General features: G+C 54.9%; 21 protein-coding genes. 9 read left to right on the top strand and 12 right to left on the bottom strand.

Translation table 11 applies throughout. From position 1 onward, the window contains the following. Positions 1–23: 23 nt before the first annotated feature. Positions 24–1,085: a hypothetical protein gene (locus tag ABJG22_RS08730; RefSeq protein WP_348019845.1), complete on the top strand. Its 1,062-nt coding sequence runs from the start codon at positions 24–26 to the stop codon at positions 1,083–1,085. Next, entirely contained in the window at positions 1,082–2,470 is a 1,389-nt protein-coding gene (locus ABJG22_RS08735) for a HAMP domain-containing sensor histidine kinase (protein ID WP_348019846.1), read from the top strand. The genes ABJG22_RS08730 and ABJG22_RS08735 overlap by 4 nt, the downstream gene beginning before the upstream one ends. Positions 2,471–2,516: 46 nt before the next feature. Here the strand turns inward: ABJG22_RS08735 and ABJG22_RS08740 are convergent, their stop codons facing one another. Further along, positions 2,517–3,800 (bottom strand): citrate synthase, encoded by a 1,284-nt coding sequence (locus ABJG22_RS08740; protein WP_348019847.1) that lies wholly within the window; start codon positions 3,798–3,800, stop codon positions 2,517–2,519. A 26-nt stretch (positions 3,801–3,826) separates the two neighbouring features. Then, a complete protein-coding gene (gltX, locus tag ABJG22_RS08745) occupies positions 3,827–5,230 on the bottom strand; it encodes a glutamate--tRNA ligase (protein WP_348020339.1) in 1,404 nt (467 codons plus the stop codon). Positions 5,231–5,300: 70 nt separating this feature from the next. Between gltX and ABJG22_RS08750 the strand changes: the two genes are divergently transcribed. Further along, positions 5,301–7,514 (top strand): ComEC/Rec2 family competence protein, encoded by a 2,214-nt coding sequence (locus ABJG22_RS08750; protein ID WP_348019848.1) that lies wholly within the window; start codon positions 5,301–5,303, stop codon positions 7,512–7,514. Here the strand turns inward: ABJG22_RS08750 and lexA are convergent. The 7 genes from lexA to ABJG22_RS08785 all read right to left on the bottom strand — a co-directional run bounded on the left by lexA (position 7,511) and on the right by ABJG22_RS08785 (position 13,389). After that, positions 7,511–8,203 (bottom strand): transcriptional repressor LexA, encoded by a 693-nt coding sequence (gene lexA / locus ABJG22_RS08755; RefSeq protein WP_348019849.1) that lies wholly within the window; start codon positions 8,201–8,203, stop codon positions 7,511–7,513. The genes ABJG22_RS08750 and lexA overlap by 4 nt on opposite strands. 223 nt (positions 8,204–8,426) lie before the next feature. Then, the gene (locus tag ABJG22_RS08760) at positions 8,427–9,143 is read right to left on the bottom strand and encodes a CPBP family intramembrane glutamic endopeptidase (protein ID WP_348019850.1); all 717 of its coding nucleotides are present in this window, start codon (positions 9,141–9,143) and stop codon (positions 8,427–8,429) included. A gap of 242 nt (positions 9,144–9,385) precedes the next feature. Beyond that, positions 9,386–10,570, bottom strand: coding sequence for a gephyrin-like molybdotransferase Glp (gene glp / locus ABJG22_RS08765; RefSeq protein WP_348019851.1), 1,185 nt, complete (start codon positions 10,568–10,570; stop codon positions 9,386–9,388). Next, positions 10,567–11,037, bottom strand: a complete 471-nt coding sequence (gene moaC, locus ABJG22_RS08770) for a cyclic pyranopterin monophosphate synthase MoaC (protein ID WP_348019852.1) — start codon at positions 11,035–11,037, stop codon at positions 10,567–10,569. Before moaC ends, glp begins: the two co-directional genes overlap by 4 nt. Then, positions 11,034–11,825, bottom strand: a complete 792-nt coding sequence (gene trpC / locus ABJG22_RS08775; protein ID WP_348019853.1) for an indole-3-glycerol phosphate synthase TrpC — start codon at positions 11,823–11,825, stop codon at positions 11,034–11,036. Before trpC ends, moaC begins: the two co-directional genes overlap by 4 nt. After that, positions 11,822–12,808, bottom strand: a complete 987-nt coding sequence (gene trpD / locus ABJG22_RS08780) for an anthranilate phosphoribosyltransferase (RefSeq protein ID WP_348019854.1) — start codon at positions 12,806–12,808, stop codon at positions 11,822–11,824. The genes trpC and trpD overlap by 4 nt, the downstream gene beginning before the upstream one ends. Next, positions 12,805–13,389, bottom strand: a complete 585-nt coding sequence (locus ABJG22_RS08785) for an aminodeoxychorismate/anthranilate synthase component II (protein WP_348019855.1) — start codon at positions 13,387–13,389, stop codon at positions 12,805–12,807. The genes trpD and ABJG22_RS08785 overlap by 4 nt, the downstream gene beginning before the upstream one ends. Positions 13,390–13,477: 88 nt before the next feature. Here ABJG22_RS08785 and ABJG22_RS08790 point away from each other — a divergent pair, with 88 nt between their 5' ends. After that, a complete protein-coding gene (locus ABJG22_RS08790; protein WP_348019856.1) occupies positions 13,478–13,780 on the top strand; it encodes a polyhydroxyalkanoic acid system family protein in 303 nt (100 codons plus the stop codon). A gap of 87 nt (positions 13,781–13,867) precedes the next feature. Further along, positions 13,868–14,041, top strand: coding sequence for a hypothetical protein (locus ABJG22_RS08795; RefSeq protein ID WP_348019857.1), 174 nt, complete (start codon positions 13,868–13,870; stop codon positions 14,039–14,041). A gap of 66 nt (positions 14,042–14,107) precedes the next feature. Here ABJG22_RS08795 and trpE read toward each other — a convergent pair whose 3' ends face one another. Beyond that, positions 14,108–15,649, bottom strand: a complete 1,542-nt coding sequence (trpE, locus tag ABJG22_RS08800; protein ID WP_348019858.1) for an anthranilate synthase component I — start codon at positions 15,647–15,649, stop codon at positions 14,108–14,110. Between the two features lie 7 nt (positions 15,650–15,656). Further along, a complete protein-coding gene (locus ABJG22_RS08805; protein WP_348019859.1) occupies positions 15,657–17,600 on the bottom strand; it encodes a SurA N-terminal domain-containing protein in 1,944 nt (647 codons plus the stop codon). 154 nt (positions 17,601–17,754) lie between these two features. On the opposite strand from ABJG22_RS08805, the gene tpiA reads away from it, so the two are divergent. From tpiA to ABJG22_RS08825, 4 genes are all read left to right on the top strand, one after another. Beyond that, complete coding sequence (gene tpiA / locus ABJG22_RS08810; RefSeq protein ID WP_348019860.1) at positions 17,755–18,501, top strand: triose-phosphate isomerase; 747 nt, start codon at positions 17,755–17,757, stop codon at positions 18,499–18,501. A 154-nt stretch (positions 18,502–18,655) separates the two neighbouring features. Further along, entirely contained in the window at positions 18,656–19,060 is a 405-nt protein-coding gene (gene secG / locus ABJG22_RS08815) for a preprotein translocase subunit SecG (RefSeq protein ID WP_348019861.1), read from the top strand. Between the two features lie 181 nt (positions 19,061–19,241). Then, a complete protein-coding gene (locus ABJG22_RS08820; RefSeq protein ID WP_348019862.1) occupies positions 19,242–20,873 on the top strand; it encodes a CTP synthase in 1,632 nt (543 codons plus the stop codon). A 141-nt stretch (positions 20,874–21,014) separates the two neighbouring features. After that, positions 21,015–21,701, top strand: a complete 687-nt coding sequence (locus ABJG22_RS08825) for a Crp/Fnr family transcriptional regulator (protein WP_348019863.1) — start codon at positions 21,015–21,017, stop codon at positions 21,699–21,701. A gap of 161 nt (positions 21,702–21,862) precedes the next feature. Here ABJG22_RS08825 and ABJG22_RS08830 read toward each other — a convergent pair whose 3' ends face one another. Beyond that, positions 21,863–22,336 carry an Hsp20 family protein gene (locus tag ABJG22_RS08830; protein ID WP_348019864.1) on the bottom strand — a complete coding sequence of 158 codons (474 nt, stop codon included), beginning with the start codon at positions 22,334–22,336 and terminating at the stop codon, positions 21,863–21,865. Positions 22,337–22,422: the final 86 nt, after the last annotated feature.

The following is a 22,422-nucleotide window of genomic DNA, read 5'->3' on the forward strand; positions in this document are numbered from 1 at the left end:
CCACATTGGGGTACGGCGAAGCTATGGCAAAGCGAGTATTCTCTATGGATAGCACCAAGCACAACGATATCGTTCGTCATGCTTCCGTGATGGCCGACCAACCTTCTCTTGTGGTTGATGATTTCGCTCAGCTCCTATTTCCCAAAACCGATGTGGTTTTCAATGACCGCATGTTGTCCAATGCACGGCAATATCTGCGCAACATCATTGGTAAGATTGAAACGCAAATCTGTTCGATCGCTACTCAGGAACTTGGCGTGGAACAGGAAGCGATTTTAGCAATTGGGCAGGGCGGAGAAGGCCGGAGTTTCCAGCTGCTAGAAAACTCAACTTTGCTCAAGACCGCCGAAATCGTTCAACATATATTCGTAAAGACGCAACAGAGTGAATTGTCCGCAAGATTGCTGCAGAAAATTTCGCAGGAAGATCTCGAATCTACGCTGACTCGCCACCTAGATCATAACGATCCTATTGTTGCCGATGCTGCGATGGGATTGTTGGTCGCGCAATCCAAAGGGACCGGAGCGACGGGTGAAATGTCGGATGATTTTTCCGATTTGCCACCAGAAATTGCCTATGCATTGGCTTGGCCGGTAACGGCAGCCCTTGCCCGATTGACGGGTCAGTCAGGATCACAGCTGCAACAGGCAACGGAGCGGTTGCTTGCTGCTCATGATGAGAGTGCAGGCGTTGCGCGTAAGGCTGAACGTCTTGCTCAGTTGCTCGATCAATCTGATTCGGACAAAAATGATATCCCACATCCGATGAGAGATGGCCTGTCATTGTTTCTTGCACGACTGGCGAGACAATCCGGAACGACCAGCGACCAGATCATTGCCTTCACGGCCGAGCCCAATATGCCGCGTCTTGTGGTTTTAATGCGAGCAGCAGATTTTCCTGCGGCAGAAGCAGTGTCGATATTTGCGGCACTTGATGGCAATGGTGATATTCTGACCGCTGCAACTTACGGTGAGACCGATCGCGACCAGTCATTGGCATTGGTTTCTCATTGGACATCGCCCGTCGCGTATCAAAATGCCGAACGGGTGCTGGCCAATGATATTCTTGGTGATCTAGGAAAATGACGGCTTCTGGCAAATTGGCTGAACCGGTTTGCGGTCAGGTGGATGCCGACGGATTGCTTCTGTCGGCGGATCCGCCGCTTATGACATTGCATCTGCGCTGCGGTGGCTCCGAGGGCGGAGCCCTTGCTGTTCCCGAATTGGCTGATCTATGCCGCCTCAGCAGACGTTTGGGCATGAATCTGTCACGCCCCGTACAAGCATCCAATGATGATTATCACATTGATATGTGGGTCGAAACACAGCTTGTTTCCCAGAATGAAGAAAAGCACCTCAGCATCGCCATTGTTGATTGGAAAGAGCGCCCGCGCGATGATGCGCACATATTGAATCCAGATCGCGAACGTGATTTTGATCGATTGGAAGGTCGCGGCACGATCAGGACGGATGCGGCGCTACGGGTGATTTCCCAGATTCTGCCCGGAGAGATGGAACGGGCGTCCGAAGTTGCGGGTCAGTCTTTGTTCGATATATTTGATGTTATCCCGCTTTCTGATCACACAAAATTGCTCGAAGCGGTGGCTGAACGTCAACCGATACGAAATCAGCGTTTACGGGAAAAGCGCGGAGATCAACGGATGTTCCTGTTCCAAGGCCACCCGTTGATCGACAAGACCGGATTGTTCGCTGGCTATCGCTTTGCGGTAACATCGGATGAATCCGCGGCAGAAGCGGGAAAGCCAAATGCCGTGCGGGGTAAGTTGATTAGCGACAGCTTGTTCGGCCTGCAGCTTGGCCCGGCTTTGCGCCAGCCGCTGGGTAAAATCATCGCCAATGCCGAGACCATCAACAGTAAGCTGGAAGGTCCCCTGCGTGGGGATTACGCCGGCTACGCCAAGGATATAGCTTCCGCTGGGCGCCATTTGCTTGATTTGGTCAATGATCTTTCCGATCTCGAAGCGATCGAACGTCCTGAATTTACCGTGGCGGCGGATGATATTGATCTTGCCGATCTGGCGCATCGTGCTGCGGGCTTGTTGGCGGTCAAAGCCGCAGACCACCAGATACGGATTGACCTTCCTGATGAGGATATCAAGGTCCCTGCTCGTGGCGAGTTTCGTCGGTCTCTGCAGGTGCTTGTCAATCTGATCGGCAATGCAATTCGTTATTCTCCCGATGGTTCGGTGGTCACGTTGCGGGCTTTCAGTGACAAAGAATTTGCACGGATTTCTGTGTCTGACCAAGGCGATGGGATTGCGGGGGAAGATCATGACCGGATTTTCGAGAAATTTGAACGTTTGGGACGGTCCGGCGATGGCGGCAGTGGCCTAGGACTATTCATTTCGCGTCGCTTGGCGCGGGCGATGGACGGCAGTTTGACCGTCGAGAGCGTGGCCGGCAAAGGTGCAACCTTCACCTTGTCGCTTCCAAGCCGAAAAAACGCATAAAAAAAGGGGAGCACGCTGGCTCCCCTTTTTCTTGATTTAATTGTCTCTACCGCTTGTCGATCGACACATAGTCTCGCTTGGTTGGACCAGTGTACAACTGGCGCGGACGGCCAATGCGCTGGCCTGGATCGGAGATCATTTCGTTCCATTGTGCAACCCAGCCGACGGTGCGGGCCAGAGCGAAAAGAACGGTGAACATCGACGTCGGGAATCCGATAGCCGACAAGATGATTCCGGAATAGAAATCGACATTCGGGAAAAGCTTCTTGTCGATGAAATATGGGTCGTTGAGCGCCATTTCTTCGAGCTGCAATGCAACATCAAATACGGGGTCTTTAACCTTCAGCGTTTCAAAGACTTCGCGGACGGTTTCCTGCATCACCGATGCACGCGGATCGTAGTTCTTATAAACCCGGTGACCAAAGCCCATCAGACGGAACGGATCGTTCTTGTCCTTCGCGCGTTTGATATATTCTGGAATACGATCAGGATGACCGATTTCATGCAACATGTTGAGCGCTGCTTCATTGGCACCGCCATGAGCAGGGCCCCAAAGGCAGGCAATGCCGGCTGCGATGCAGGCAAACGGGTTGGCGCCCGATGAACCAGCAAGACGCACGGTCGAGGTTGATGCGTTCTGCTCATGATCAGCATGAAGGATGAAAATCCGGTCCATTGCCTTTTCAATTGCCGGGTGCACTTCATATTCTTCTGCTGGAACGCCGAAGGTCATGCGCAGGAAATTGCCGGTGTAGGAAAGCTCGTTGTCCGGATAGACAAAGGGCTGACCGATGGAATATTTATAGGCCATGGCTGCAATGGTCGGCATTTTGGCGACCAAGCGATGGCTAGCGATCATCCGCTGTGCGGGATCGTTGATATCGGTGCTGTCATGATAGAATGCGGACAGTGCTCCGACCACACCGCACATGATTGCCATAGGGTGAGCATCGCGGCGGAAGCCTTGATAGAAACCGCGTAGTTGTTCGTGCACCATCGTGTGGCGCGTGATGGTGTTGGTAAAGTCGGAATATTCATCCGATGTTGGCAATTCGCCACGAAGCAAAAGATGCGCGACTTCCATGAAGCTGCTGTGCTCGGCGAGCTGCTCGATGGGATAGCCACGGTGTAGCAAAACACCTTCGCCGCCGTCGATGAAGGTCAGCTCGGATTCGCAGCTGGCGGTTGATGTAAAGCCTGGGTCATAGGTGAAGGCACCCGTCTGGCCATATAATTTGCGAATATCGACGACGTCGGGGCCTTCGCTGCCCTTTAGAACCGGATATTCGTAATTTTCGCCATGGATGTCGAATTTTGCGTTATCGCCCATGATATTGTCCTTTCTGCTCCTGATATTCAGGTTTTTTCAATTTGATCTGCAAGACGTCCTAAAGATTCTTCTTTTCCAAGAAGTATAAGGACGTCAAAAATTCCGGGTGAACTGGTGCTTCCAGTTAAAGCGGCGCGCATAGGTTGTGCGAGCTTCCCTAACCCCAATTCGGCAGACTCCGCGATCGCTTTTATGGTTTCTTCCGTTGTCTCGAGCGTCCAGTCTTCCAGATCAGTCAAGCCAAGGTGAATCGATTTCAGCAGTGCCCGTGCATTTTCGTCTAGCAGGTTTTCTGCGCGTTCGTCGAGGCCAAGTGGACGCTTTTTAAAGAGAAAAAGACTGCTTTCGGCCAATTCGATGAGATTTTTTGCCCGGCTTTTCAAAACCGGCATGGCTTGGCCGAGCAATTCGCTATCCGAAGGGGATAATGACAGGCCCAGATCCTGTTCGATCCATGGTGTCGCGAGGCGAATCAGGTCCGCGTCATCGGCATCACGCATATAATGACCGTTTAGATTTTGCAGCTTCTTGGTATCAAAACGCGACGGGGATTTACCGACACCGTTCAGATCGAACCATTCCGTGGCCTGCGCGCGGGAGATGATTTCATCGTCACCATGGCCCCAACCCAGCCGCAATAGATAGTTGAACATCGCATCGGATAAAATGCCCATGTCGCGATAGGCTTCGACGCCCAGTGCCCCGTGCCGTTTGGACAATTTGGCGCCGTCATTGCCGTGGATCAGCGGAATATGGGCATATTCGGGCTCTGCCCATCCCATGGCGCGGACCAAGGCAAGCTGCCGGAAGGCGTTGTTGAGATGATCGTCGCCGCGAATGAGATGGGTCACGCCCATATCATGATCATCGACCACCACCGCCAGCATGTAAGTGGGCGTGCCGTCCGAACGGAGCAGAATGAAATCGTCAATTTCGCTATTCTGGACGGAGACATCGCCTTGCACCATATCGGCAATCGTCACTTTGCCGGCCATTTCGGTTTTCAGCCGAATGGCGAACGGCGCGCCTTCCGGAGCTTCGGAAGGATCACGATCACGCCAGCGACCATCATAGCGCATCGGCTTTTTCTCAGCCCGCTGCTGTTCCCGCATCGCGGCCAATTCGTCCTGGGTCGCGAAACATTTATATGCGTTGCCGGACGCCAATAGTTCGTGGGCGACTTCGGCATGGCGCGCGGCCCGTTCGGACTGGAATACCGTTTCATCGTCCCAGTCGAGCCCGAGCCATTCGAGCCCTTCTGAAATCGCATCAATGGCTTCCTGAGTGGAGCGGGCTTTGTCCGTGTCTTCAATCCGCAACAGCGCTTTTCCGCCATGATGGCGGGCGAATAGCCAGTTGAACATCGCGGTTCGCGCGCCCCCGATATGCAGGAATCCGGTGGGCGAGGGTGCAAAGCGGGTTACGACCATATTTGTCTGTTTCGGCTGATTGGCATCATTTGAATTCACGCTTGCTAGGCCCCTGTGATAGGCATTGAAAATGCGGGATGGATTGAGCCCGAATGGCACCATTGGCACCGATCTCGGTTGGATTGGCACTGCCCTTAGCATGCTGTTTCATCCACGACAATTCCCTGAATTTTGGCATGAAAAACAGCCTGTGAAAAAGCTGGAACAGCTATTGGAGCGGGAACGCGATCAACTGCCGCTGTGGGTGCCTGTGGCCTTGGGCTGCGGGATTGCGACCTGGTTCAACCTTGCAAACCCCGCCTGGTGGCTGGCTTTCATCAGCCTGTGCGGTTCGATGGCGTTGCTCGCGATCCTCTCTGGACCGGCAACCAGAATCGGCAAGTCGCTTTTCTGGTTCTGCCTTTTGGCGGCCATCGGTTGCGGTCTAATCTGGTTTCGGTCCTGGCAGGTGGCCGCGCCGGTGCTGGAGCGGCCCGTCGTCACGATATTCAACGCGGAGATTGAACGGGTTGAACCCGTTCTGGCTAGAAATATGGTGCGGCTGACCCTTCAGACCGGCGGGCATGCGGAACTGCCGCCGCGAGTCCGGGTGAACGTGCCCCTCGAACGCGCCCATTCCGATCTGCAAAATGGTGCCCTGATCCAGCTGCGGGCCCGTTTGATGCCACCGGCCATGCCCGCACTTCCCGGAGCCTATGACTTTTCCGAACGCGCGTGGTTTAAAGGGCTGGGCGCGACGGGGCAGGCACTTGGCGATATTAAAATATTACGCCCCGCCGAGCCGTTTTTCGCGCTGTCAGAATATCGGCAGCAGCTGTCAGCGCATGTTCAGTCGCAAATGTCGGGTGCCGCCGGTGCGATCGGGGCGACGCTGGCCACCGGAGACCGGGGTGCGATCGATGAAGCCGATGCCGAAGCGATGCGGCGCAGCGGTTTGGCCCATCTGCTTTCGATCAGCGGTCTCCATGTTACGGCGGTCGTTGGTGCCATCTATCTTCTGGTGCTGAAGATACTTGCGATTTTTCCACCATTAGCGCTGCGGTTCCGACTGCCGATCGTGGCCGCTGGCTGCGCTGCTTTGGCGGCGGTCGCCTATACGTTGATGACTGGCGCACAAGTGCCGACGATCAGGGCCTGTGTCGCGGCTTTGCTGGTTTTGGTCGCATTGATGATGGGTCGCAGCGCCATCACTTTGCGGATGGTGGCGGCGGGGGCGCTTTTCGTGCTGATATTCTGGCCCGAAACATTGGTGGGACCGAGTTTCCAGCTTAGTTTTGCGGCGGTCACCGCGATCATTGCCCTGCATGAACATCCGCGGATCAAGGCGATGTTCATGCTGCGGGAGGAGCATCTGCTTCGCAAGACCGGGCGTTTCATATTCTCGCTATTTCTCACCGGTCTGGTGGTGGAAATCGCCCTGATGCCGATCGCACTGTTTCATTTTCACAAGGCCGGACTTTACGGCGCGCTCGCCAATATCATCGCCATTCCGCTGACAACATTTGTGATCATGCCGTTGGAGGCTCTGGCATTGGCGCTGGATGGTATTGGATTGGGGGCTCCTGTCTGGTGGCTGTGTGACAAAGCCTTGAACAGCCTGATCACGCTCGCGCATTTCGTATCCAGCCGTCCGGGCGCGGTGACCATGTTGCCATCCATGTCAATCATGACGTTTGCTTTCGTGATTGCCGGAGGGCTTTGGCTATGTTTGTGGCGGGAGCGCTGGCGCTATCTGGGGTTGATTCCGATTGTCATCGGGGCGCTCATGATCGCGACCGTTCGCGCTCCGGACATCTATATCACCAGCGATGGACGCCATGTCGGTATCCGCAATGCTCAGGGCGAACTGGCCATGCTTCGCACCCGCAGCGGTGATTTCATTCGCGGCATAATTCTTGAAAATGCAGGGGTTGAAGGCGAACCACAGGCTTTGGAAGATTGGGCTGTTGCAGAATGCAATGCTGATTCCTGCCTTATCACGCTGGCCGGAAATGACCGAAAATGGACGGTTTTAGCTACCCGAAGTTCTCACTATATTCCCGCTCTCGCTCTATCCGCGGCATGCCGTCGCGCGGATATTGTCGTCAGCGACCGGCGACTGCCGACGAGTTGTGAACCCAGCTGGATCAAGGCGGATCGAACCCTGTTGTCGAAGGTTGGCGGCATGACCATCGACCTGCAAAAGCAACAGATTTCAACCGCGCTAGAACGGACCGGGGCGCATCAATGGACGCGTTATCGGCCCATCAGAGCCGGTACGCATGACAATGGGGCGGCGAACTAGTAGCGCCGCAGCAATCCGGCCATTTTTCCCTGAATGCGTACTTCGCCAGCACCATAGCGCTGCGGTTCATAGGCCGGGTTGGCTGGATCGAGCTGAACATTGCCACCATCTTTGCGCAGATATTTCAGGGTCGCTTCTTCTTCATGGACCAGCGCCACAACAATCTCACCATCGCGGGCTACTTCGGTTTTCTGGATGAGCGCATAATCCCCATCGAGAATGCCGGCATCAATCATGGAATCGCCAGATACTTCCAATGCATAATGTTCGCCGGGGCCAAGCAGGGCTGCTGGTACGCTGAGTGCGGACTGACCTTCCAGAGCTTCAATCGGAGCGCCAGCGGCAATCCGTCCGTGCAACGGGATTTCCAAAATATCGTTATTTGCAGCGGGGGGATGGCTGGAAATGACTTCCCGAACCGGAGCCTCTTGGTGCAGGGGAACCACATTGGATGCGGGAATGTCTGACACGCCGCCTTCTGGCAGTTTCAACACTTCCAGCGCCCGCGCCCGGTTGGGCAGGCGGCGAATGAAATGCCGCTCCTCCAGCGCGCTGATCAGCCGGTGAATGCCGGATTTCGACTTGAGCCCAAGCGCTTCCTTCATTTCCTCAAAAGAGGGCGAGACGCCGCTATCTTTCAGCCTGTCATCAATGAAGCAAAGAAGTTCATGTTGCTTTTGCGTGAGCATGTCCGGTGTCCTGTTCTGGGAACGAATAAAGAACAATTAAGAAACAAAACGGGGGAAGTCAAGCGGGAAGTGATTAATTTCGCGTGCAGAACGGTAGACAACATGGACGGAATTGATCCGCTGCTTCGATGGCTGCTATTGGCGTCGTCCGTTAAAAAGCTGCCCTTCTGCAATCGCCCCAATAGCGGACATGCGAAGGATGGATACTGCCGCCCGAAAGCAGTCACAGAAAAAGAGGAATTGAATTGCCTGCTGAATGCATGAGCACTGGCAAAAGAAGGCTGCCGGTTCGAAGACGTATCCAGACCGCAAGGAATGACGGTATCACTGTGAGGGCCAAGTAGATTGGGTCAAACGTAAAACTCCCATCGGAATAACCAAAAGCATGCGTGAGACCAAAGAGCAGGCAGGAGAGGATCGCGCCCCATCCCCATTCGACGTTAAATTTCCGAATGCGACCGGCGTAAGCTTCGTACAGCGCTAGCAGAAGGATGCCGCGGTAGAATGGCTCCTCCTCGAAACTTGGCATCGTAAGCTGGAACGCGACCGTTTCAGTCGACGCACTTTCATTCGGAAATGCCAATGCAATGGCGACGAAAAATAAACAATAAGCAATCGCAATCGGAACACAGCTTCTCAGACTACCCTCGGCTTGCTTGAGAGTTAATCCCGATCGCTGCCATCCGAAGCCTGGAAGCGACGCCACAATCAGCGTGCCCACTAGCGCGAATATCTTGCCCTGCCAGTTCCATTCGGAGCCCGGGATCAAGTTCGGAATCAGCCCATAAGCGTTTGTGAGTAACACATCATTCAGAAGAACCAAGCCGGCGGCGATAAGAAGCCAAGTGACAGAGAAGTTCTTCCGATTGGTGATGCCGATAAAGGTACCTACGACCACCAGCATCGTCAGGACGCCCGCGATCCCGATAATTCCGTTCACCGCAGCCCTCCTTGCGTTTATTCCCGCGTTCTGACGATATGTAGTGCTGTATCAATACAGTATGCAACACTTTTCAGTTTGAGAACAGAAATCCTGCCAGTCTGCTTTCCACCCAGTTTCAGCCTTTCAGCCCGTTCGAGCCGGGTGGATATAGCGGACGATCCTTAGGCAATACTGACAAACAGCCTGAGGAAATCGGTGTAAATTGCTGGTATCGAAACATCTGCTCCGGACGTTGCCTCCTAAATCCCGATAAACGGCACCATCTCACCCACATCAGCCGCATCCGCATGAGCAGGCCGACACAGCAGCGCATTCGACGCCGCGAGCACCGATAACTTGGCGCTATCCTGGCTGCCAAAGGGCGTGATCCCGGTCTGGTCGACCTTCGCCCGCAGGAATTGCGCGCGGGGGCCGTTGGCGGGGAGGGCTTCGCTGGTCGGGGCGCTTTGATATTCGGGCAGATATCGGTCAGATCCGGCCATGTATCGTATCAACGGGAGCAGAAACAGGGTCGCCGCGACAAAGGCGGAGGCGGGATTGCCGGGGAGCGCCAGGATCACTGTCTTGCAGAGTCTTCCGGCCATCACCGGCTTGCCGGGTTTCATCGCGATTTTGTAGAAATCAATGTCCGCGCCGAGCTTGCGGAAAGCGGGCCCAACCAGATCATGATCGCCGACCGATGCGCCGCCGATGGTGACGATGATATCGCAATCCTGCGCGCTTTCTAGTGCTTTGCAGAGCGTGTCCATATCGTCCGGAACACGGCTCAGGCTGCGGGTTTCGGCGGTCAGGCCGGAGAGCATGGCTGACAGCATGACGTCATTGCTGGCGGGTATCTGATGGGGCAGGGTGTCGCTGCCCGGCGGGACCAGTTCATCGCCGGTCGAAACAACCGCAATTTTTGGCAATTTCCGGACGGGTAGTGCGCCATAGCCTGCGATTACCGCATGGCCCAATGCCGCGGCGTTGAGCAGGCTGCCGGCGGGTAGGCTGGTATCGCCCTGCTTGAAATCGCCGCCCTTATACCGAACATGGCGGCCTTTTTCGGGGGAGGGTTCTTCGGTCAGGGTGATGGTTTCGCCGTCGGCCGTGACATTTTCCTGCATCACGACGGTATCGGCGCCTTCGGGCAGCAAGGCTCCGGTAAAGATACGGGCGGTTTCTCCGGGCTCAAGCGCGCGGCAGGGCGGGCTGCCAGCGGCGCATTCGCCGATCAAGGTCCACGGGCCGTCGCGGTCTGCAAAACGGATCGCATAGCCGTCCATCGCCGACATATCGGCCGCCGGTTGCTCGCGTTTTGCGATCAGATCGCTGGCGAGATAGCGATTGGTTGCATCATGGACGGATATGGTCTCAATCGGCAGCGGCGCGGCCAGCGCGATCAACCGTTTCTGGGCTTCCTCAAGGGGCAGCAGGCCACTCATGAAGCGGTCCAGTCTCCCGATTTTCCGCCGGTCTTGGAGAGCAGGCGAATGTCGCTGATGACCATGTCTTTCTGCATCGCTTTTGACATGTCATAGATTGTTAAGAGTGTGATAGAACAGGCTGTTAATGCTTCCATTTCAACGCCAGTCTTACCGGTAAGGCGGGCCATGGACGAGACCTTGATGCCATCGTCGATAAAGGTGAAATCCACCGCCACTTTGGTCAGCGCCAGCGGGTGGCACAGGGGGATCAGATCGCTGGTCTTTTTGGCCGCCATGATCCCGGCAATGCGCGCCGTGGCCAGCACATCGCCCTTCTTCATGCCATTGGCTTTTATCGCTTCCAATACTTCCAGTTTCATCGCGATCCGGCCTTCGGCACGGGCTTCGCGGACTGTGTCAGCCTTGTCGCCGACATCGACCATATGGGCCGCGCCATCGCCGTCGATATGGGTCAATTTGCTCATGGATTTCCTGTCAGCAGTTCGCGGGTTGCGCTCTCCACATTATCCTGTCGCATCAGAGATTCACCTACCAAAAAGGCGCGGGCGCCGGATTGGGAGAGGCGCTGGCAATCTTCATGGGTGAAGATGCCGCTTTCCGATACCATGATCCGGTCATCGGGGACCAGTTTTGCCAGCCGTTCGGTCTGCTCAAGGCTGGTCTCGAACGTCTTGAGATTGCGGTTGTTGATACCGAGCAGGGGCGATTGCAGTTTCAGCGCGCGTTCCAGCTCATCCTCGTCATGCACCTCGATCAGCGCATCCATGCCGAGAGACAGCGCTTCCGCCTCTATTTCTGCCGCCAGAGCGTCGTCCAGCACCGCCATGATGATCAGGATCGCATCGGCGCCCAACGCCCGCGATTCAGCGACTTGCCACGGATCAACCATGAAATCCTTGCGCAGGCAGGGCAGGTCGACCGCAGCGCGCGCGGCCACCAGATATTCGTCTGATCCCTGAAAATAGGGCTGGTCGGTCAGAACTGACAGACAGGCTGCGCCACCCGCCTGATAGGCGCGGGCGTGGGCAGGAGGATCGAAATCCTCGCGGATCAGACCCTTGGAGGGACTGGCTTTCTTGATCTCCGCGATCAGGGCAAAACCGTCGGCAGATTTTGTGCGGATCGCTGCGGCAAAACCGCGCGGTGCGCTCTGGCGGGCGATATCGTCGCTCAGCTTCGATGCCGGGATATCCGTCTTGCGTTGCCGGACATATTCCCGCGTTGTCGCGCAGATTTCATCAAGCTTGTTCATTGATTGGCGATCCAGCAATTGAGCATGGCGTTGGCAAGCCCTTTGTCGAGCGCTTCGGCGGCCTCTTCAACGCCTTCTTCCCAACTGTCGACTTCGCCCGCGACCATCAGGGCGGCGGCGCTGTTGAGCAGGACCGCATCGCGATAGGCGGATTTCTCACCCTGTAGCAGCGCTTTGAGTGCCGCCGCATTATATGTGGCATCACCACCCTTTATCGCCTCTGCCGGATGGCGGGGCAGGCCTGTATCTTCAGGGGTAATGCGGCTTAAAGTGAGGGTTCCGTTGTCGATGATCGCCACCCGGCTAGGGCCAGAAATGCTGAGTTCGTCTAGCCCTTCTTCGCCCGAGACGATCATCGCCTTTTCATAACCCAATTGCAGCGCCGCTTCGGCGTAGGTTTCGACCAGATCGGGCGACGCTACGCCGATCAATTGACGTTTGACCCGCGCTGGATTGCAGAGAGGCCCCAGTAGATTGAAAATCGTGCGCTGACCGATGTCCTTGCGGATCGGGGCTAGCGGCCCAAGTGCTGGATGATGATTGGGGGCGAAGAAAAAGGCGATGCCGATATCGCGCAGGCTCTGCTCGCCATTGGTCGCCGCTTTCGCAAGGTCCAGCCCAAGCGCCTCCAGCGTATCTGCTGCGCCTGATTTGCTCGATGCTGCACGATTGCCGTGTTTTGCCATAGGAATATCGCAAGCGGCGACCACCAGAGCGGTCGCGGTGGAAATATTCAGGCTGTGGCTGCCGTCACCGCCGGTGCCGCAAACATCAATCGCATTTTTGGGCGCTTCGACAGCGATCATCCGGGCGCGCATTTCCGAGACAGCCGCAGCGATTTCGGTGGCTGTTTCACCGCGTTTGGCGAGACCGATCAGGAAGGCCTTGATATCATCGGCGGCACATTCCCCGTCGAGAATGGCGGCGAATGTTGCACGGGCGTCTGCCTCGGCCAAGGGATTGTCGGTATCGGGTAGTTTCATGCTAGGGCCTTTGCTTTCATCCCCGCAATCGCCATGAAGTTCGCGAGCAGCGCATGGCCGTGTTCTGTGGCGATGCTTTCCGGGTGGAATTGTACGCCGTGAATCGGCAGGCTTTCATGGCGGAAACCCATGACAGAACCGTCATCCGCGGTCGCGTTGACCGGCAGGCAGGCGGGAATATCCTCAACAATCAGCGAGTGGTAGCGGGTTGCGGTATAAGGCGAGGGCAGTCCGGTAAATACGCCGCTATTGTCATGTTTGACCGGCGAAGTCTTACCATGCATCAGCCCGCCGCGCACCACTTTGCCGCCGAAATGCTGGCCAATGCTCTGGTGACCGAGACATACGCCGAGCAGCGGTTTCTCGGCATCGGCGCAGGCCGCGACCAGATCGAGCGATATGCCCGCTTCATTAGGGGTGCAGGGACCCGGTGAAATCAGAAAGGCCTGTGCGCCCGTGCGCAACGCTTCTGCGGCTGTCAGAGCGTCATTGCGCTCCACCCGCACCTCCGCGCCCAGCTCCATCAGATAATGGACCAGGTTGAAGGTGAAGCTGTCATAATTGTCGATGACGAGGATCATGCAAAGCTGCCTAGTGGGAATTTTCGCTCTCGCCAAGCTTTGACGTGCGGTGGAGTGATGATAGAACCAAAAAAAGGGAGAATTTATCATGGCCGAGCCGGTAACCGTCAATATTCCGCATAAATTGGGTCTGGCCGAAGCGAAAAGTCGGATCGGCAGCGGTATCCATACGCTGGGAGATATGATCCCGGGCGCGAGCCTGACCGATCATCATTGGGAAGGCGATCATCTTCACTTCACGCTAGAGGCCGTTGGTCAACGGATTGGGAGCGAAATGCAGGTCCGCGAAGACGAGGTCTATGCGATTCTCGATCTACCGCCGATGCTGGCGCTATTTGCCAACAAGATTAAGGAAAAGCTCCAGAAGGAGGGGCCGAAGATGCTGGAGTGAGGATGCGCGATCCGGCCGTTTCTGACGGCAATAATTCGGAGGCTAGCGGATATTGAATTTATCGACGCCACCGTGCATCATCCGCAGATGAAGCGCATTCATCCCCTGATATTGATTATCATCTTTTTGACGCTAGTCGTGGGGGGTGTGATTTTGAAGATCATCGACGCAAAACGGTGCATGGACCAGGGCGGCGGCGTTGTTGCGCCTATGACCCGAGACCAAGACTGTGCTGTCGTCAATTCAACCAATGCCCGCTAGGGGTTGCCGACCGACCGTTGCTGTATCTTTAATGGCCGCTTTTGCGGCTAGAGCGAACCTTCCAAATCACTGCCCAAAACCGACATCCTGCGCCCGCTTCACCGCTTCTTTAGCCGCTGCCAGCAAAGCGCCCGCCTTCGCCCGACATTCTGCCAGTTCATAGGCTGGATCGCTGTCCGCAACGATTCCGGCACCGGCTTGCACATGCAGGGTGCCGTTTTTCACAATCCCGGTCCTAAGCACGATGCAGCTGTCCATGCTGCCATCGGGTGAGAAATAGCCGACGCCGCCGGCATAGGCACCGCGGGTTTCCGGTTCCAGTTCGGCGATGATCTCGCAAGCGCGGACTTTTGGTGCGCCGCTGACTGTGCCAGCAGGAAAACCAGCGAATAGAGCGTCGAGCGCATCCTTGTCCGAGGGCAGCTGGCCAACCACGTTGGAAACGATGTGCATGACATGACTGTAAAATTCGACGGTATAGCTGTCAGTGACCTCTACACTGTGTGCCGTCGCCACGCGTCCGACGTCGTTGCGGCCGAGATCGAGCAGCATCAGATGTTCCGCCCGTTCCTTGGGATCGGCTAGTAGGCTTTCCTTGTTCGCCTTGTCCTCGGCGGCGTTTTTGCCGCGTGGTCGGGTGCCGGCAATCGGCCGGATGGTCACTTCACCATCGCGCGCGCGGACTAAAATTTCCGGGCTGGAGCCGGTCAATGCGAAACCGGGTAGGTCTAAGAAGAAGAGGAAGGGTGAGGGGTTGATCCGCCGTAAGGCGCGGTACAACTCGATGGGAGGCAAGGTGAAGGGCGTGGTGAAACGCTGTGCCAGAACCACCTGAAAGATATCACCGGCTTCGATATAGTCTTTGGCGCTCAGAACCATTTCGCCATATTTGTCGGCGGGAATTTGAGGGGTGAACTCCGGTCCGTCGGGATTGAACCCTGCCTTTGGAACGCCTGACAAGCGTCCTTCGACAAGCTCAGGACGAACGGGGGCGGAGAGGCCTCGCTGAGCTTCATCCAGCCGTTCCTCGGCCGAAGCGATCTTGGCTTCGCTATTTCCGTCCGTCTCGGGCCATACAGGTGCGACCAGAAACAGTTCATCGGCCAGCCGGTCAAATATCAAGATAACGGTTGGCCGGACAAACAGCATGTCGGGCAGGTCCAGTTCCGACTGCGGCGCGCGCGGAAGCTTTTCGACCAGGCCAATGGTTTCATAACCAAAATAACCAACCAGACAGGCGAGGGCGCGAGGCAGTTCCTCTGGGACGTCCATCTGGCAGGCTTTTACCAGATTGCGCAGGGCAGAGAGACTGTCGTCGCTCTCTGGCGCAAATGCATCGCGATCTTTCAACCATGTGGGATTGATCGCTGCCTGTTCGCCGTCTGCACGGAATACGAGATCAGGCGCAAGGCCGATCAGGCTGTGCCGTCCCCGCGTTTCACCGCCTTCAACCGATTCGAGCAGGAAATCGCCGCGACCTTCTTCCATCAATTTTAAGGCTGCGGAGACCGGTGTTTCGGTATCCGCCACTTGCCGCCGCCAGATCAGCGCCGGTTTGCCGCTGTCTAGTGCTGCGCGTGCTGCTTCGGTTCCGAAACTGCTCGCCATGAAAGCGTCAGTTGCTGCCGAGGAGCTGGTTTTTCAGCGCGGTAAGCGTTGAATCATTGCGCTCCACGCCAACGTCCGCCTTCATCGCATTGATGAACTGTTGGGTATATTCCGCGCCGAACACCTGTTTGAATTGGGTCCTTGTCGCGTTCAACAAGTCATCCCGTTTGGAAGCATCGCCACGATTGAGTTTGTCGAGCACGACCACGAACCAACCTTGATCACGTGGGGCAGCCAGAGATTTGGCGGTGCCTTGCGCCATGCTGAACATCAGGCTGAGCGGTGCAGGGACTTGTCCTTGTTGACTTTGCCGAGCGAGATCGGCTCTCGTCGAACTGATCCGTTCTGGGCGGGGAAGTTCAACGCCGGCATCGGCGATCGCTTTAGATAAAGAGGTGCCGCTGCCAACCGCTTCTGCGATCTTGTCTGCGACGGCCTTTGCCTTTTTCGATCCTTGATCGAGCATATAGTCGCGGGTCACCAATTGCTCGATTTGCTCCAAAGGTGGCGGAGCAGATTCCGTAATCTCTGAGACATCAATCGCCGCATATTGTTGACCCGGAATAATTTCGACAATCTGTGGATCAGAATCTTCGTCCACGGCGAACGCTACCGGCAGTATAAGCTGCATCTCGGGAATTGGCCGATAGTTTTGGTCATTGGGGTTTTGCCCATTGGCAAGCAGAGCAGGGGTCGCCTCTATTTTGAGCTCTTCCGCTTTCGCAATGTCACTCAACGTTGCTCCATCAGCAAATTCATCCTCTAGGCGGACCGTAAATTCAGCCATTGCCTCTTCGATCTTTTCGCGAGTCAGTTCGTTGACGATTTCAGTGCGGACCTGTTCGAGCGTGCGTGCGGGGATTTGCGTGACGTCCTTGATCATCACTATGTGCCAGCCAAGGGCGCTTTGTGCTGGCTCGGCAACGGATCCCGAGGAGGCTGTAAAGGCTGCATCAGCAACAGCTTGCGATGCGCTGTTGGCAAAATCAACTTTGCTGACCGACCCTATTTCAGCAGCAGAAAGACCGACCGATTGCGCAGCTTGCGCGATTGAAGAGCCTTTGTTGACGTTATCGGCCAATGCCTTCGCCGCAGCCTCGGTTGGTACAATGACTTGTTCGAGATTACGGGTCTCGCTGGCGGAGTAACGAGCCTTGTTGAGATTGTAATTGCCCGCAATTTCCTTCTCGGTTGGTTTGATCTTGTCATTGAACCGGGATTTTTCGAACAATGCGTAGCGGATCGTCCGGCGTTCGGGAATTGTGTAGCGGGATGCGTTCTTGGCGTAGAAGGCTGCAACTGCCGCTTTTGCGGGCGTTTCGTTTTCAATGAAGGCAACCGACGGAATGGTCGCAATCTGTCCTTCACGAGATTCCAGCAAAAGAGAAGCATAAGGCGTGACCAGATTTTGCGGCACCGCGGTGCCAAAACCTGCTGCGGTCAATAGTTGGTCGGCGAGCAGGTTACGGGTGAAATCGTCGCGCAACTGAGTTTCGTTTATCCCTTGTTGCTGTAAGGCCCGCCGAAAATTTTCTTCACTGAACTGCCCGTCGGCACCTTGGAAGCTTGAGATTGAAGCGATTTCTCCATCGACGAGACGTTTGCCGGCAGTCATCCCATATTTGGTGCCGAAGTCGGAAATGGCGAAGCTGTTGATCAGTCGGTTCAGGACGCTGTCGAATCCGCCGCCATTGACAAAGCTTTTGAGATCGAGGGCTGTATTTTGACGCTGCTCGTTCCGAAATGCATTGTTTACTGATTGGTTCAGCTCTGCGCTTGATAATTCGCTATCGCCAATTTTGGCGGCTGTTCCTGAACCAGTAACCCCTCCAAACGTACCGCTGCTCGATACGTCGGCAGTGGCGAAGGCAAAGGCGATTAAGCCAACGAAACAAAAGGTAAGGAAAAGGCCCAGTTTCGAGGCAAAAATGCGGCGGAAAAAACTGATCATGAAAGAGATGTTCCATTGCGGGAGTTGGATTTGTGCCTGCTTCTAGGCGGCTTGGCTTTGTGGTTCAAGCAAAAGACTGCGGAAGAAAATTGGCAAGGCGAAGGATATTTGATAGCGGATAGAAATTATAGAAATAGAAAAGGCTTAGGGCATCATGGCAAACCGCAAATATATCGTCGGCAACTGGAAAATGAACGGGCTGCAAGCGCAATTATCGGATATCGCAGACATTGCTGAGATTGCTGCTGAAAATGATGGGGCTGATGTGGGTATCTGTGTTCCCGCAACACTGATTGGCGTGGCTGCACAGGCCAATCCGGGCTTTGCCATTGGCGCGCAGGATTGCCACTTTGCGGAAAGTGGCGCTCATACAGGCTGCCTTTCTACCGCGATGCTGAAGGAAGCGGGCGCAAGCTATTCGATCGTTGGACATAGCGAGCGCAGGGCCGATCAGCAGGAAAGCGATGCGGAAGTGAAAGCTAAGGCAGAGGCCGCTCATGCGGCTGGCATGGGAGCAATCATCTGTGTTGGTGAAACCGAAGAAGAACGCGATGCTGGGCAGGCAATAGAAATTGTGACGGTCCAGCTTGCTCGCTCCTTCCCCGCAGGAGCTGCGGCCGATTGGCTAACTATCGCATATGAACCTGTATGGGCGATCGGTACGGGCCGTGTTCCCGAAGCTAGCGATGTCGCAGAAATGCATGCTGCGATCCGTGCGAAACTGGGCGAACTGATGGGGCAGGGCAGTGATGCCGTGCGCATTCTTTATGGCGGATCGATGAACGGTGGAAACGCAGTGGAGTTGCTTGCTGTACCAAATGTCGATGGCGGTCTCGTCGGTGGCGCAAGTTTGACCGCAGCGAAGTTCGGACCGATTATCGAGGCCGCTTCGGCCAGCTGAACGGGGGCGTTCCAAAGCTGCATATATATTTTGGTGGTTTAATCGTGCTCAGAGATCAGGCCTTGGGACTTTTCATCGCTTGAACTTGGGCGGGTCAATCGCTATGTGCGCTGCACGTTGGGGCCTCGCCTCGCCATATTAGTTCGGAAAACTCATGTTTCTATTTCTTACCGTCCTTCAAGCCATTGTTGCCGCCATGTTGGTTGGTGTCATATTGATGCAGAAATCTGAAGGCGGTGGATTGGGTGTAGGCGGCTCTCCCTCTGGAATGATGTCGGCCCGTGGCGCTTCGGATTTGCTTACGCGAACGACTGCGACTCTGGCGGTTTTGTTTGTTGCACTATCCATCACGCTAGCGGTTTTGGCGGCTGCAGAAGGCAAGACAGAAACGATAGATCAAAGTCTACAGCGCGATACCAATGCGCCAATTTCTGCGCCTGCTAATGCTGTTGACGTGCCATTGGTCGGTGATGACCCACTAGCAGCCGCTGCAGCGGCCGCGGCCCAAGAAAGTGCACCTGCTGCCGATTCGGATGGTTCGGTTCCACTGGACCAATAGGCTGTTTGAACACCGGCCTTTGGACTTGGTTTTCTAAATTTGCGATATTGAGCACATAGCCGTTTGTCCGATTAAGCGGCCATTTGGTTGCAGATGATTAAAGTAAAATAATATTTATTTCTCTTTTTCCGGATTCGCGGGATTGCCAATTGTGGTATTAACGCCTTAAGCCTCTCCTCCCATGGCGCGATATATATTCATTACCGGCGGTGTGGTTTCCTCTCTTGGCAAAGGTCTGATGGCTGCGAGCCTCGGTGCTCTTCTGCAGGCTCGCGGATATTCCGTGCGAATCCGGAAACTTGACCCCTATCTCAACGTTGATCCGGGCACGATGTCGCCCTATCAGCACGGCGAAGTCTATGTCACCGACGATGGCGCGGAGACGGACCTCGACCTTGGCCATTATGAACGCTTTACCGGCGTTCCCTCGCTGCAATCCGACAATGTCACGTCGGGTAGAATCTATCAGTCGATTATCACCAAAGAGCGCCGCGGTGACTATCTGGGCGCAACGGTGCAGGTCATCCCGCACGTTACCGACGCGATTCAGGCCTTTGCCGAGGACAAGCTAGACGACATTGATTTTGTTCTTTGTGAAATTGGCGGAACGGTTGGTGATATTGAAAGCCTGCCGTTCATCGAAGCGATTCGGCAGTTACGGAACAAGGTCGGTCGGGAAAACGCGATTTCTGTGCATGTCACCCTTGTCCCTTATATTGCAGCAGCAGGCGAGCTGAAGACCAAACCCACGCAACATAGCGTTCGGGAACTGACCTCGCTGGGCATACAACCCGACATATTGCTCTGTCGTTGTGAACATCCTTTGCCCGATAGCGAACGGGCAAAAATTGCTCAATTCTGCAACGTCCGCAGGGAATCCGTGATTCCGGCGCTGGACGCGAGCAATATTTATAATGTGCCACTGCAATATCACCAAGAAGGCTTGGATGACGAAGTGCTGCGCGCTTTTGACATTGATGATGCGCCTGAGCCGGATCTGTCTCGTTGGTATGATGTCATGGAGCGGATTGAAAATCCCGAAGGCGAAGTCATTGTCGGTGTGGTCGGTAAATATGTTGGCCTGCAGGACGCCTATAAATCGCTTCAGGAGGCTCTGTTCCATGGCGGGCTGGCAAATCGGGTAAAGGTGCAAGTCCGCTGGCTGGATGCTGAATTGTTTGAAAACGAAGAGGATCTGGCTGCGAAACTGGAGCCGCTACACGCAATATTGGTGCCCGGTGGCTTTGGTGAACGTGGTAGCGAAGGCAAGATTGGGTCTGTCAAATTTGCCCGTGAAAATAACATTCCATTTTTTGGGATTTGCTTGGGCATGCAAATGGCCTGCGTTGAAACGGCTCGCAATTTGGCGGGCATTGATACTGCGTCGACGACTGAATTTGGTGAAACTAACGAACCGATCGTCGGTCTGATTACGGAATGGATGACGGAAGAAGGTCAGCAAAAGCGTGAGGCTGGCGGTGATCTTGGCGGCACGATGCGACTTGGTGCCTATGATGCGGTGTTGCAACAGGGATCAAAGATTAGCGAAATCTATGGCACTCAAGACATCAGCGAACGTCATCGGCACCGTTATGAGGTGAACAACGGTTATGTTGAGAGGCTGGAAGAAGCTGGTCTGGTCTTTTCTGGGATGTCACCGGACGGCGAGCTTCCGGAAACAGTTGAGCGGCCAGATCTGAGTTGGTTTGTGGGTGTCCAATATCACCCTGAACTCAAAAGCAAACCGTTCGACCCGCATCCGCTGTTTGCATCTTTCATTGCCGCAGCGTTGGAGCAAAGCCGTCTCGTTTGACCGCTGAAATCCGGCGATGCTATTAGTTTCGGGCGGATGTCGAATCTGTCCAATCGAATTTACGGGATGTGACTATTGTCACAAACCTACCATGCAAGAGGAATAATAGATATTCCCGAACCGGGTTAAGGGGTAGAAATAGTGAAGGCCGAGGAACTGGCAAATATCTTGGCACGGCACAGTTTGTTTGCCGATTGCGATGAAGCTGAGTTAGCGGACTTGATTTTACGCGGGCATTTTTTGCAATTTAAAAAGGGGGACGAACTGATCATGCAAGGCGACCCTGGGAACTCGCTTCTGATATTGTTGTCAGGCTATGCGCGTACCAGCATGATCGCCAGCAATGGCCACGAGATAGTTCTCGACTATGCAGATGCTGGTCAGGTTTTGGGCGAAATTGCGTTACTCGACGGTGGTGAGCGCACCGCTAGTGTGACCGCAATAGAACCAACGTCAGCGCTTTCTATCACCCGCGAAGCCTTTGAAGAAATTCTTGCCAAGCACCAAAACATGGCGCTGCGGTTGTTGAAAGTCATGGCTAGCCGGATCCGGATGGCGAACAGCATGATCGAAGGGGATCGTGCCTATACGTCAGGACCACGTCTGGCGCGCTATCTGTTAAGGCTTTCTGTGGTTGGTGCTGAAGGTGGGCGACTGAAGTTAGATTTGAGTCAGAGCGAACTCGGTAACTTTGCTGGCATGTCGCGTGAACATATTAATCGGCAACTGTCTACGTGGTCGGAAGACCAGATCGTGGCAGTGGAAAGCGGGAAGGTCCGGATATTGGATCATGCGATGCTGTCCCATATTGCCGAAGCAGATTCTTGACGAAAATTGGCCGTTTGCGACCCGGGCTAGTTATCGTCAAGAGTGACACCAAGCGGGTGTCAGGGGCAGTCGGATCCTCATCCGGCTGCCCCATGTTATTTTGTCAATAGAAAGGGCAGCCAGATTTCTCTGACTGCCCTTTTTTTGCGTATGTCGCGAGCTTATGCGGCTCTATCTTCTTTTTTCTTCTGCGCGATTTTGGTGACATTGTCGCCGTTGTTGATGGCGATTGTTTTCGGTCGCATCGCTTCCGGAATTTCGCGAACCAGATCAATGATCAATAGGCCATCGGCGAGAGCTGCGTTATCAACTCGTACGAAGTCAGCCAGTTCAAAGCGCCGTTCAAAGTTTCGATTGGCGATGCCCATGTGCAGGAATTGTTTGCCTTCATGGTCATCGGTGTTTTTATTACCGGTAACGAGCAACAGATTCTGCTGGGCGGTGATTTCAATTTCATCTTCCTTGAATCCGGCGACGGCTAGCGTGATCCGGTAATGATCCTCGCCGCTGCGTTCTATGTTGAACGGCGGGTAATTTTCGGATTGCTGCGCACGGGCATTATTTTCAAGAAGGTCGAACAGCCGATCAAACCCGACGGTCGAGCGGCGATAGGGGGTAAAGTCAAAACGATTCATATCTATATCCTCTTACAATGAGCAATGTAAATTTGGACCCGCCAATGCGGCATCCGGTTCGTGTTTATGAAACCCGAAAGGCGTCT

This window comes from Parasphingorhabdus sp. (assembly GCF_039939955.1).
Classification (GTDB): Bacteria; Pseudomonadota; Alphaproteobacteria; order Sphingomonadales; family Sphingomonadaceae; genus Parasphingorhabdus.